This is a genomic window from bacterium endosymbiont of Bathymodiolus sp. 5 South (genome assembly GCF_900128535.1).
Classification (GTDB): Bacteria; Pseudomonadota; Gammaproteobacteria; order PS1; family Pseudothioglobaceae; genus Thiodubiliella.
This window is the reverse complement of the sequence record NZ_FQTR01000059.1, coordinates 1-12,246: the sequence shown is the minus strand read 5'-3', so window position 1 is coordinate 12,246 and position 12,246 is coordinate 1. Positions and strand designations below refer to the sequence as shown.

Here is a 12,246-nt window from a genome sequence, read left to right as displayed (position 1 = left end):
GCGCTATTATCAGTATTAAAGCCAGGCGAAGTTCGTATTGAAACTGACACAGGCATTGAGTCCATTTATGTTTCTGGTGGTATCGTTGAAGTACAACCTAATGTGGTTACTATTTTTTCTGACACTGCTATTCGCGCAAGTGATTTAAATGAAGCTAAAGCATTAGAAGCTAAACAGCGTGCAGAAGCAGCCATGCAAGATGCAACTGAAAATCAAGACATTTCAGCAACCCAAGCAGCGCTTGCTGAGTCAATGGCGCAACTACAAATGATTAGCAAAATTCGCAACAAAAAAAATTAAATCTAATAAAATTTTATACTATAATGAAATTTATGCAAGATTACAAAGAAAATCTTTTAAAATTAGACGCTGACAACAGTGATGATTTGATATCGAATGGTAGTAAAGATCACGCACAAGCTTTAATTTATCAATTTCTTGAAGGTGCAAAAAAAAGCATTAATATTACTTCTACCAGTTTGTCTGTCTATAATACCGATAAAATAGTGAGGGCCTTAGGCGTAGCATTAAAAAATAACATAACAGTTAAAGTTCTAATAGACGATTACCAAGGTAGCAAACTTGATGGCAATCGTTTTTTAGCCAAGTGCCTACAAAGCAACGCTTGCACTGTTAAAACTTATGACAAACCCCTGAAAGCGCATATTGTAACAAGAGACAAAGGTGCTTTTAGATATTGTGACAACCCTGGTAGCAATATAGCAGTCGCTTCTTTTAATCATCCTAATATTGTTAAAAATGCTGAAGAAAAAATATTCGGCGATTTTTTTGAACAACAACCAGATTACACTACTGCATAAATGGCTTCTGGGTATCTTGATTTAGCCTATTTAATAGAAATATCCATTGTTTTTAATTTGGCTTATCGAGAAATTAAGCACGGTTCCGTTTTAGAAAAGATGAAGAAAATTCGTGAAAAAATGCTTAAAGACGAAGAGTTGCAAGAAAGAATTGGTGCAATAAAAAAAGATAATAGCCTTGCTGGTGATACAGTTGAAGAGAGTTACATGCAATTAACTGCTATCACTGAATGCGATGAAAAAAAATCCGAGGATTGTACAAAAAACACAAAGAGTAGCCTTTGTAGGGCATGGAAACATAGCGAAAGAGATTGTAAATATTTTGTAAATTTTATATTGACTGGCAAAGGATTGCATTGGGTTAACATTTCTATTTTAGTAGCTTTACTTATACTGTTGTTTGCTACAGTCTTTCCACACCTTCCTCCTGAGTTTCTTAAATTTTCAATTATTGTTTGGACTATTCTCTGTGTTAGTCTTATTTCTACAATAATTATCCCTATATATTTACTACTTATGTCTGAAAAGATAGGAGATTTTCTTGTAGGAAAAAATGGGAAGATAGGACGAATAGATGAGTTAGAACAAGAATTTAACACTAATTACAATAAATACCTTGTGGAGCAGAAACCTAAACAGGAGTATATTTAAACAGCACTCTCAAATATTACATCACCTATTTTTTTAATAATAGCCAATAATACTTTGTTTCATACACAAACACCTTGAAAATTTACAATCTTGCCTTCTTTTACTAAAACGCCTTCTCTTTGAAGGCGTTTTATTTTTACGGCTATATCATCTGCAAAACCCCCTAGTTCTCCATTTGATTTCACCACACGATGACAAGGCACTTCAGGTGCAAAAGGGTTTTTATTCATAGCCGAGCCAACTGCGCGGTGTGCGTTTGGACGATTAATGAGTTTTGCTAAACCGCCGTAAGTGATAACACGCCCAGCCGGCACCTTGGCTTTCAATGTTTGATAACAGAGAGTTTGAAAATCAGTCAAGGTAAAGTTTCATTGCATCATCAAACTTGCCCTGCGCTTTGAGAATAAAATCACACACTTCACGCACCGCACCGTGTCCACCGGATTTTTCAGTGATTAAATTTGCGTATTGTTTGACCGTGTCATGTGCATTGGCAACAGCAATAGAAAAACCAACTTTGGTCATTACTGGCAAATCAATCACATCATCGCCCACATAAGCCACCTCATCAGCACTCAGATTAAGTTTTTGCAATAGGTCGTTAAACGCCACCACTTTATCTGCTTGTCCTTGATAAAAATGCGTAATGCCAAGATTTTTCATACGATAGGCAACTGCCTTGCTATCTCGTGCAGTAATCACAGCCACTTCAACGCCATTGTCTTTAAGCATTTTAATACCGTGCCCATCAAGTGAGTTAAAACGCTTTAATTCTGTGCCGTCTTCGGTGAAATATAGCCCGCCATCAGTGAGTACACCGTCAACATCAAAGATAACCAGTTGAATTTTATTTGCTAGCTCAGCTGCCTTCATTTTATTTTATTTTGCTCCAGTTAAATGTATCGCCTGGGTCAGTTTTCCTGCCCGGGGCAATATCGCTGTGGCCAACAATATCCGTTATTAAGTACTGTGATTTTAATGCTTTTATACTGTCATTGAGTGCTTGATATTGCCTATCAGTATACTCAATATCATCCCCGCCCTCTAATTCAATACCGATTGAAAAATCGTTGCAGTTTTCTTTGCCTTTAAAATTGGACTGCCCTGCATGCCAAGCGCGTTTGTTAAATGGCACAAATTGAATAACCTCACCACCACGTTTGATAAATAGATGCGCGGAAACTTCAATGCCAATCAATGTTTGAAAGTAAGGGTGTGTACCAAAATCCAATTGATTGGTAAAAAATTGTTCAACACAATCACCACCAAACTGTTTTGGCGGCAGAGAAATATTGTGAATAACCACCAATGAAACCTTGTCATTAGGGCGTTCGTTGTAATTTAGCGATGGAACTTGTTTTGCACAAGCAAGCAAATGGTTTTCAATCATGCTTAGAATTATAACAACAAACTCTATTAGAGTAACGCCCTCTTAATAAGAGGCGTGGATGTTGGGGGTCATCAACAAATGCTGAACGATTGTGCAATATATTATTACAAATCAGTCCTTGATTAGTATTCATCGTATGCTCAAAATGATGTGGTGTTGGTATTTTTAATAAATCATCTAACAAAGTCATTGCCTGCTTAACCTCTGAGGAATCTAAAAATTCAATGTTTTTCTTGCGTTGCGTGTAGCGCATATAAAGCTCAGCGCTTGGTTCATCAATCAAAAAAATAGCTCCCGTTGATTTAGCGCGTCTCACTTGTCCATCCACCTCATGCTCGGGAATACTCATTGCCTGTGGATGAGTAAGCGCCTTAACGACATCCACATTATTTTCTCTTAAGAGCAGATAAACCATCTGTGGGTCAATCCATTGATTAACACCGCCAGTAGCAGCCGGTGACACGCAAAACAATGAAAAAGCACGCACCCGATTATCAACGGCATTGTAATAACCGTCGGTATGCCAACCAATCGCCTTGTCGGTATAAGGAATAAACTCTGAGCGTTCTTGCTTATCGCTTTGCTTGATATGCGCCAAGCCGTTACTTTGTGCATACAGATGCTGATCATAATCCAGCAGACCCACTTGGCGATTGATTTGCACTACAGCTTGTGCATAGTCGTCTTGTGTTTTGATTGCAAATAAGGCAAAGTTGTTAGTGCAGCAAAGTTGTTGAATTTTATCTTTTTCAGCTTTACTCAACGCCTGCGGATTTCTAATCTCAACTAGGCAGTCTTCAATATTACTCTGTGCATTGCTGAGTTTTTCATCTCGCCAAAACTGATAATCATCTGTGTTATCTAGAATACTCATTGTTCGCTATTATATCGACACTTAACAACACCAAGTTTTTATTCTTAAAGCGCCTTGTGTCGCCTTATCTTTTGGTATCACTTGATTTCACTCTGCCGTTAAAATTTCTATAAACATATAAAAAAGATAAGGGTAACTAACTACCTCAAACGCTTATTAATTGTCCATTGTTGGGCAATGGATAGCGTGTTGTTAAACACCCAATAAAGTACGAGTCCTGATGGAAACCATAGGAACATAACAGTAAACACCAACGGCAAGAACATCATAATCTTAGCTTGCATTGGATCAGGCGGCGGCGGATTAAGTTTTTGTTGAATAAACATTGAGATGCCCATCACAATCGGCAGAATGTAATATGGGTCCATGGCGGATAAATCTGACATCCACCAAAACGCCGTTTGGCGTAATTCAACCGTATCAAGCAACATCCAGTAAAAGGCGATAAACACAGGGATTTGCACCATAATTGGCAGACAACCTGAGACTGGGTTGACTTTTTCTTGTTTATACAGCTCCATGGTTTTTTGACCCATCTTTTGCTTGTCATCACCATAAGTTTCTTTGAGTTTTGCTAATCTTGGCGCAAGTTTTCTCATGTTTGCCATCGAGCGATAAGACTTTTCACTGAGTGGATAGAAAACCAACTTAATCAGCATAGTAATAAGAATAATTGACCAACCCCAACTGCCAACAAAATTATTGATTTTATGAATGCCCCATGACAATGGATCCGCAATAATATCTAGCCAGCCATAGTCTAGCGTGTAATGCAGCCCAGCTACCACTTCTTCAATCTTGCCGTATTCTTTAGGGCCGAGATACAATTGATTAACATCAAGCACTACACTGCTTCCAGCGGCAATACTGGTTTGTTGATTGGCATTGGTTATTTTATAAATCTTATCATTAACACTGGTAGAAAAATTTTGCTGTTTATCTTGATTTGGGATCCATGCTGCAAAAAAGTACTGTTGCACCATCGCCATCCAGCCACCGAGTACTTGTTGTTGCTTGAAATCACTCCAATCTTCAAAATCATTTTTTTGTACGGTATTGTTTTTCTTATCATATATGAGACCACCAGTAAAAGTTGGCATCATCATATTTGATTGGTCAATAGCGTTACGGCTCAAGCGCACATAAGATTTAACTGGGATTGTCTGATTGGAGTTGTTGATAATTTGATAATCAACTCCAACCACATAACTGCCTTTTTTAAAATGATAATTTTTAACCACTTCTATGCCATTTTTACCCTGCCATGTCAATGGCACCACCAACTCATCTCCAGTCATCTGATAGTTCGTGTTGGCTGAATCAAAATCAGCTAGGTGACCAGGCAACAAGTCATTACTTGATGCCAAACCACTTTGTGCCTGGAACAATGCGCCTGCCTGATCACTTAATAATTGAAGTTTTTCGTCGCTTTTCAATTCTACAGGGTAAGTATTTAAAAAGGCATTTTGAATCGTGCCGCCTTTGTGGCTGATTTCTACCGTTAATAAATCAGTGGTTACCGTGGTAAAGTCGCCTGCGTGTGCCACACTTAGTGTTGGCATGTCAACTTTCACCTCCTGCATATCCACCGTCGGCACATCGCTATTTGATGTTGGCACACCCAAAGTGATTTCAGTTTTACTGACTATATTGCCATTGGCATCAGTAGTTTGTGTAATTTGCCACTTGTCCCACAAAATGAAAACTGTAAAGAAAATAGCAATGCCTAAAAATAATTTTTGGTTATTCATAATAATAAAATACCTTGTTAATGTGGGTGTTTTTTCGGCACTGGGTCAAATCCCCCTTCGTGCCAAGGGTGGCATTTGCCAATACGCTTGATGCTCAAAAAAAATCCTTTGAAAAAACCATACTCTTTCACAGCATCATAAGCATACTGCGAGCAGGTTGGGTCAAAACGACAATGAGGTCCTAACAGCGGGCTGATAAACAACTGATAGAATTTAATAGGAATAAGTAGTAAATAACGCATAATTCAAATTACTTTTTTGTTACCTTTTTAAATAAGTCAAGCAGTTCTGCCGACAAAACAGGATTTTTTACTGGCTTTGATTTCCTTGCCATTACCACAAAATCCCAATTATCTAAATGTTGTTGCTGTAGTCTAAATGTTTCTCTGGCAACGCGTTTAAATCGATTTCTGTCAACCGCCAAGCGATGGACTTTTTTTGATATGGCCAAACCCAAGCGTGGTTTTGACGCTTTGAGTGGTTTTGCAATAACTTGCCAGTGCTTGCCCCTTGCCAATGTGCCACCCTTAAAAACATGGGTGTATTCACTGGATTTAAGGATTTTAGCCTCGCGCGCCAACCCAAAAAACATCAAGAAATAGCCTACTAAGCAGCTAAACGCTTACGCCCTTTTCTTCTGCGAGCATTGATAACTGCACGACCTGCTTTGGTGCTCATTCTTGATCGAAAACCATGTGTACGCTTACGCTTGATAACACTCGGCTGAAAGGTTCTTTTTTGTTTCATAATAAAGTCAACTCAATAAAATTTTGCAATTTTACCGTAAATTCTATGTGTGCGTTCAACAAACTATGGGCTACACAATTATAATTCAGATAGCTGGCTCAATTATTGCAGGTACAACCTTGCCATTCATTAACACGACATAAATATTATATTTGAACCTCATGGCGCTATTAGCAGTTTTAGCGGTTTTAATTAGATAATGCCACCTATTTTTGTATTTTGGCATTAATCTTATTTCTATCTCTACGATGGTATTTAGTTTTTTACTTAAAACATTGACTGCGCGTATAGCCTCAACAACAGTTAAAGGTAATTTATTGCTGCCCGGTATCCACGAAGGATTACTATCAGCATCCTCTTTATTAATAAAAGCAACCATTCTTAGGTTGTCAAATTGCTCAACAATCTCAATTTTAGGTTGATATGCGTATGCCTTTACGGATAAGGCAAAGATAAAAAAATATAAACAACGATAATATTTCATAAAATTTCCTCAATGTTGAATAATGAATTTCAGCTTACCCATTAAGGGTGGCAACTTCATTTTCTATTTTGCTTAAAAGTGTTATATTTTAACATAACAACAAGTTGCCACAACGAAACTGTTACAATGAAAGCATGGACTTAGTTTATTGGTTAATGTTATTAAGGGCGCCAAATGTTGGTACACGCACCTTTTATAAAGCGCTCAAAGCTTTTGAATCCCCTGAGCAAGTATTTTTAGCTTCTACATCCGAGCGCAAGGCTTGTGGCATATTTCGCCAAGAGGCGCTTGACTTTATAGCACAAAACGATACCTCGTTGGTGCAAGCAGATCTTGATTGGGCCAAAGCCAATGACTGCCATATTCTTACTTTAATTGATGACGGCTACCCCGAACAACTCAAGACCATTTCCGATCCACCACCCTTGCTCTATGTTAGAGGCGATGTATCTTGCTTAACTTTACCACAACTCGCTATTGTGGGTAGTCGCAATCCAAGCCCTGGTGGCAAGCAAAATGCACATGAGTTTGCCAAGTCTTTATCAAAGCTGGGTATTGTGATAACTTCTGGCATGGCAAGTGGTATCGATGCCAGTGCGCACATTGGCGCTTTAGAAGCCGACAAACCCACCATTGCCATTTGTGGCACAGGGCTTGATAGAATCTATCCAGCAAAACACAAGGCCTTGGCACATCAAATTTCAACCAAAGGCGCTTTGGTTTCTGAATTTTGTATAGGCACCGCGCCCATTGCTGCTAATTTTCCAAGACGAAATCGTATGATTAGTGGGTTAAGTTTAGGCACCTTGGTGGTTGAAGCCAGTATCAAAAGTGGCACAATGATTACTGCCAAACTAGCTGCCGAACAAGGCAAAGAAGTGTTTGCTATTCCTAGCTCAATCCACAACCCATTATCGCAAGGCTGTCATCATCTTATCAAGCAGGGTGCTAAATTGGTTGAAAATGTTGATGACATTCTTGATGAATTACAAATCGACTTGCCAGGACCCAATCAAAAAAATAATTCAACCACTTCTGAAAAATACACGAACAATAATTCTTCTGTGCTATTAAAATACCTGAGTTACGATGTTATAAATATTGATGAAATAGTTGAAAAAAGTGGCTTGAGTCCCCAAATAGTCACACAAGAGTTGCCCTTATTAGAGCTTCAGGGTGTGATAGAAAAAGTGGATGGCTTTGGTTATATATTAAAGTGAGGTTTTATGACAAATAATAATATTCTTGATGTACTGACTTATATGTTTGATTATCTGTTTGAAGTAGCAGAGCAAGATGCGTCTCAAGAAATTGACGACACTGCCTTAAAAGCACACCTTTCAGACGCTGGATTTGAGGTTACACGCATTGATAAAGCCCTCAGTTGGCTGGAGAACATTGCTACTTTGCAAGATGGGGAAACTCAAGCGTTTGGCAGCGCCAATGGTGGTATGCGCATTTACAGCGAAGAGGAAAAATTAAAACTTGGCACAAAATCTCGTGGCTTCCTATTATTTATGGAGAACATGGGTCAAATTGACGCTAACCAGCGTGAAATGATTATTGATCAAATTATGTCACTGGGCGATTCCACGATATCTCTAGATGACCTTAAATGGGTGGTCATGATGATACTTGGCAACAGTAACGATGAAGAAATATCGCCACAATGGCTAGAATCAATTATGTTTCTTGATGACAACCACACGGTTCAATAATGGCAAAAAACCTTGTCATTGTTGAGTCCCCCGCCAAAGCCAAAACTATTGAAAAATTCTTAGGCAAAGACTATAGTGTTAAATCAAGCATCGGGCATATTCGTGATATGCCAAAAAAAGACATGGGTGTTGATATTGAAAATAATTTCGAACCCACCTACGAGGTCACTGCGGACAAGAAAAAAGTCGTTGCACAATTACGCAAGGATGTAAAAGCCGCTGATAAAATTTATCTCGCAACGGATGAGGACCGCGAAGGAGAAGCAATTGCTTGGCATTTGCTAGAGGCGCTCAACCTACCAAAAGACACACCCAGAATTGTCTTTCATGAGATTACCAAAGGTGCAATTACCCGTGCAATCACCGAGCCACGGATAGTAGATTACAACTTAGTTGATGCACAACAAGCCAGACGCATTATTGATAGGTTGGTAGGTTTTGAGATCTCGCCAGTTCTATGGCGCAAGATATCAGGGGCTCGTTCAGCAGGTCGAGTACAATCCCCAGTGGTGCGCTTAGTGGTAGAAAGGGAAAGGGAAATTATCGACCATACCTGTAAAAACACCTATAAGGTTAAGGCAGATTTGGTCAATGCTGCAGGGGAACTCATTGAAGTAAAACTAAGCACAGACTTCAACAACAAAGAGGAAGCCTTGGCATTTGCCACAGCACTTTTAGATGCCAAACTCAGCGTTGCATCGATTGAGAAAAAACCTTCAAAGCGCTCACCTAAACCTCCTTTTATCACCTCAACACTGCAACAAGAAGCCTCACAAAAATTAGGCTTCTCAGTCAAGCAAACCATGACCTTGGCACAAGGCCTCTACCGCGAAGGTGCGATTACTTATATGCGAACAGACTCATTCACACTTTCTGAAACAGCCATTGAAGCCGCCGGCAAAGTGATTGAAAAAGAATTTGGTCGTAATTATCACCAAGAAAGAAGGTTTAAAACCAAAGATGCAGGTGCACAAGAAGCGCACGAAGCCATTCGCCCAACTGATCTTACCAAGTCAGAGATTTTTGGCTTAGAACACCAAGCAGCAAAACTTTACACCCTTATTTATAAACGCACATTAGCCTGCCAAATGAGCGACGCTGAATTGCAAAAAACACAAATTAAAATCAATATTTCTAATCGTGCTGAGAATTTTATCGCTAACGGTGAAGTCTTGGTATTCCCTGGATTTTTAAGTGTGTACGATTACCTATCTTCAGATGACAAACTGTTGCCAAATTTAAACAAAGGCGATGCATTAAGTATTGCCAATTTTACTGCCAGAGAAAGTTTTTCTCGTGCCAAACCGCGCTATACTGAAGCCTCATTGGTAAAGAAAATTGAAGAAATGGGCATCGGCAGACCGTCAACTTTTGCCACGATGGTCTCTACCGTGCAAGACAGAGGTTATGTTTCTAAAGAAACGCGCGAAGGCGTAGAGCGTGAATACCAAAAAATTGAAATTATAAACGGCACAATGGTTGAATCAACCTCTATTGAAAACACAGGTGCTGAAAAAAACAAACTGTTCCCAACCAGTGTTGCCTATTTACTCAACGACTTCTTGGTTAAATATTTCAGTGAGATTGTTGATTATCAATTTACTGCAAAACTAGAGTCTGATTTTGACACCATTGCCACGCAAAATGTCCCATGGCAAGGCGTGGTCAAAAACTTTTACAAGCCCTTCCACCAAAAAGTCGAAGATGCTGCTGATATTTCCCGAGAAGAAACCCACGGCATGCGCGAACTCGGCACCGACCCCAAAAGCGGCAAACCCGTTAGTGTGCGCTTTGGCAGATACGGTGCCTTTGCACAAATCGGACACAAAGACGATGAAGAGAAACCCGTCTTTGCTTCACTCAGAGGCTCATTAGACATTGAAACCATTAAATTAGAGGAGGCGCTAGAACTATTCAATATGCCTCGCACTGTTGGTGAAACTGACGACTTTGGCGTCATCAAAGCCAATTATGGTCGCTTCGGTCCTTACATCCAATACGGCAAAAAATATGTCTCTCTTAAAGAAATCACCCCTGAAGAAGTAACCCTTAATGAGGCACTAACACTCATCAAAGCCAAAGAAAAGTTTGATGCCGAACGCATCATAAAAACCTTCGATGACAGCGAAATTCAAGTCCTTAATGGTCGTTTCGGTCCCTACATTTGGAACGGCAAGAAAAAAGGCAAAGGTCAAAAAAACATCACCATTAAAAAAGTCTTCGGCGACAAAGAACCAAAAGATCTAAGCCTTGAAGAATGCAAAAAAGCCGTTGCTGGTAAACTTAAGCCTAAAGCCAAGCCCAAAAAGAAGAAAGTGATCAAAAAATAGACTAAAAAATTATCAAAGATTTATATCAAAAATATACGATTGATTTTGTGCAGGCTAATCGGTTTATAAGTTAAGCACAGTTATGAATTTAAATCTTTATTCACCTCTTTCTGAGGCGTACAGTAGCAAATCTCAAAAAATACGAGTTTTAAGCGAAAGTTGGGTAAACAAATATATTTACTGCCCATGCTGTGGGGGCGACATAAATGAATACGAGAATAACAAGCCCGTTGCTGATTTCTATTGTGCCAGTTGCCAAGTAGATTATGAGTTAAAAAGTAAAAAAAATACCATGGGCAAGAAAATTGTTGATGGAGCTTATTCAACAATGATAGAGAGACTAAAAAGTGATTCCAATCCAAACTTTTTCTTTTTGAATTATGACAAAAATAGTTTCGATGTAACTAACTTTATCGTGATACCAAAACATTTTTTTATACCTGAGATTATAGAGAAAAGAAAACCACTATCTCAAAAAGCAAGGCGTTCTGGATGGGTAGGTTGTAATATATTATTAGACACTATTCCAGATAGTGGCAAAATATTCTACATAAAAAACGGTAAGAATAACAGTAAAGACAAGGTGCTAAATGATTGGAATAGGACAAAATTTTTACAAGACTCAAGAACCTTAAAATCAAAAGGCTGGCTACTTGATATTATCAGATGTTTGGATGAAATAGGCAAGCAAAGTTTTAGTTTAAGAGACATTTATCAATTTGAAAATCACTTAAAATTAAAACATCCAGAAAATAACAATATCTTAGCAAAAATAAGACAACAATTACAAATTTTGAGAGACAGGGGCTATCTTAAATTTCAAAGTCGTGGGCAATATAAAATAAGGTAAAAAAATGAAAATCACAAAAGAACGGGTATTAAGCACAATTAACTATATAAAACAGAATCCAAATTTTTACTTCCCATTTAAAATTATGTGCTTGGATTTTGACGAACACCATGAAATGTATGAAGAAGATTGTTTGGATTTTGAATACCATGAAATTAAAAACGATAATTTAATGGTTAATTTCATATTAGTAGAAAACTTACAAAATTTATTATTAGAAACAGTTGAGTTGATGTCAAAAGGTTTCTTTGAAAAAATTGAATACATGGATGCCCTGAGTGAAGTTTCAAATTTAGCACAAGAATCTAGGGGACGCTGGAAAAAAGAATTGCGTAAATCAGAAGACATTGAAATATATGGAATGAATGAATTTGTTAGCGGAAAAGCAGAAGCGTATGAAAATTGCGTCAGAATTATTCAACAAAAGTCTTTTAATATTTAACAACTAGAGTCTTTTTAAGGTCTTCACATTAGAAAAAAATAGTTGCTTTTTAGTAACACCTATATTAATGAATTGGGATTTAACTAGTCAACCCTTAAAAACCACACAACAAATTGATTTATAACAATAAAACCAACAATAACCATAGACAAATCAACCAACTTTTGCTAAAATACCTCTTATTTCTT

The 12,246-nt window shown here is 38.2% G+C and carries 17 protein-coding genes; 8 read left to right on the top strand and 9 right to left on the bottom strand.

Annotated features, from left to right (window positions below):
* From atpC to BBROOKSOX_RS06610, 3 genes are all read left to right on the top strand, one after another.
* On the top strand, positions 1-300 hold a 300-nt coding region (gene atpC / locus BBROOKSOX_RS06620), incomplete at its 5' end, for an ATP synthase F1 subunit epsilon (protein WP_139660438.1).
* Positions 301-332: 32 nt separating this feature from the next.
* Positions 333-821 (top strand): hypothetical protein, encoded by a 489-nt coding sequence (locus tag BBROOKSOX_RS06615; RefSeq protein ID WP_180323893.1) that lies wholly within the window; start codon positions 333-335, stop codon positions 819-821.
* The gene (locus BBROOKSOX_RS06610) at positions 822-1,472 is read left to right on the top strand and encodes a hypothetical protein (protein ID WP_139660436.1); all 651 of its coding nucleotides are present in this window, start codon (positions 822-824) and stop codon (positions 1,470-1,472) included.
* A gap of 59 nt (positions 1,473-1,531) precedes the next feature.
* On the opposite strand, the gene BBROOKSOX_RS06605 is transcribed toward BBROOKSOX_RS06610, so the two are convergent.
* The 9 genes from BBROOKSOX_RS06605 to BBROOKSOX_RS06565 form a co-directional block, all read right to left on the bottom strand.
* Positions 1,532-1,831: an MGMT family protein gene (locus BBROOKSOX_RS06605; protein ID WP_139660435.1), complete on the bottom strand. Its 300-nt coding sequence runs from the start codon at positions 1,829-1,831 to the stop codon at positions 1,532-1,534.
* Complete coding sequence (gene kdsC, locus BBROOKSOX_RS06600; RefSeq protein ID WP_139660434.1) at positions 1,824-2,345, bottom strand: 3-deoxy-manno-octulosonate-8-phosphatase KdsC; 522 nt, start codon at positions 2,343-2,345, stop codon at positions 1,824-1,826. Before kdsC ends, BBROOKSOX_RS06605 begins: the two co-directional genes overlap by 8 nt.
* Position 2,346: 1 nt before the next feature.
* Positions 2,347-2,862 (bottom strand): 1,6-anhydro-N-acetylmuramyl-L-alanine amidase AmpD, encoded by a 516-nt coding sequence (ampD, locus tag BBROOKSOX_RS06595; RefSeq protein WP_139660433.1) that lies wholly within the window; start codon positions 2,860-2,862, stop codon positions 2,347-2,349.
* A complete protein-coding gene (locus BBROOKSOX_RS06590) occupies positions 2,855-3,736 on the bottom strand; it encodes a TauD/TfdA family dioxygenase (RefSeq protein ID WP_139660432.1) in 882 nt (293 codons plus the stop codon). Before BBROOKSOX_RS06590 ends, ampD begins: the two co-directional genes overlap by 8 nt.
* Positions 3,737-3,876: 140 nt before the next feature.
* On the bottom strand, positions 3,877-5,487 hold the full coding sequence (gene yidC, locus BBROOKSOX_RS06585) for a membrane protein insertase YidC (protein WP_139660431.1): 1,611 nt from the start codon (positions 5,485-5,487) through the stop codon (positions 3,877-3,879).
* A gap of 17 nt (positions 5,488-5,504) precedes the next feature.
* On the bottom strand, positions 5,505-5,729 hold the full coding sequence (gene yidD, locus BBROOKSOX_RS06580) for a membrane protein insertion efficiency factor YidD (RefSeq protein ID WP_139660430.1): 225 nt from the start codon (positions 5,727-5,729) through the stop codon (positions 5,505-5,507).
* 8 nt (positions 5,730-5,737) lie between these two features.
* Positions 5,738-6,079: a ribonuclease P protein component gene (gene rnpA, locus BBROOKSOX_RS06575; protein ID WP_139660429.1), complete on the bottom strand. Its 342-nt coding sequence runs from the start codon at positions 6,077-6,079 to the stop codon at positions 5,738-5,740.
* 14 nt (positions 6,080-6,093) lie between these two features.
* A complete protein-coding gene (gene rpmH / locus BBROOKSOX_RS06570; RefSeq protein WP_138146173.1) occupies positions 6,094-6,234 on the bottom strand; it encodes a 50S ribosomal protein L34 in 141 nt (46 codons plus the stop codon).
* Between the two features lie 85 nt (positions 6,235-6,319).
* On the bottom strand, positions 6,320-6,718 hold the full coding sequence (locus BBROOKSOX_RS06565) for a hypothetical protein (protein ID WP_139660428.1): 399 nt from the start codon (positions 6,716-6,718) through the stop codon (positions 6,320-6,322).
* Positions 6,719-6,852: 134 nt separating this feature from the next.
* Here BBROOKSOX_RS06565 and dprA point away from each other — a divergent pair, with 134 nt between their 5' ends.
* From dprA to BBROOKSOX_RS06540, 5 genes are all read left to right on the top strand, one after another.
* A complete protein-coding gene (gene dprA / locus BBROOKSOX_RS06560) occupies positions 6,853-7,938 on the top strand; it encodes a DNA-processing protein DprA (RefSeq protein ID WP_139660427.1) in 1,086 nt (361 codons plus the stop codon).
* Between the two features lie 6 nt (positions 7,939-7,944).
* On the top strand, positions 7,945-8,436 hold the full coding sequence (locus BBROOKSOX_RS06555) for a DUF494 domain-containing protein (protein WP_139660426.1): 492 nt from the start codon (positions 7,945-7,947) through the stop codon (positions 8,434-8,436).
* Complete coding sequence (gene topA / locus BBROOKSOX_RS06550; RefSeq protein WP_139660425.1) at positions 8,436-10,766, top strand: type I DNA topoisomerase; 2,331 nt, start codon at positions 8,436-8,438, stop codon at positions 10,764-10,766. The genes BBROOKSOX_RS06555 and topA overlap by 1 nt, the downstream gene beginning before the upstream one ends.
* Positions 10,767-10,848: 82 nt before the next feature.
* Positions 10,849-11,616, top strand: coding sequence for a DpnI domain-containing protein (locus BBROOKSOX_RS06545; protein WP_139660424.1), 768 nt, complete (start codon positions 10,849-10,851; stop codon positions 11,614-11,616).
* A gap of 4 nt (positions 11,617-11,620) precedes the next feature.
* Positions 11,621-12,058 carry a hypothetical protein gene (locus BBROOKSOX_RS06540; RefSeq protein WP_139660423.1) on the top strand — a complete coding sequence of 146 codons (438 nt, stop codon included), beginning with the start codon at positions 11,621-11,623 and terminating at the stop codon, positions 12,056-12,058.
* The last annotated feature ends 188 nt before the right edge of the window (positions 12,059-12,246 follow it).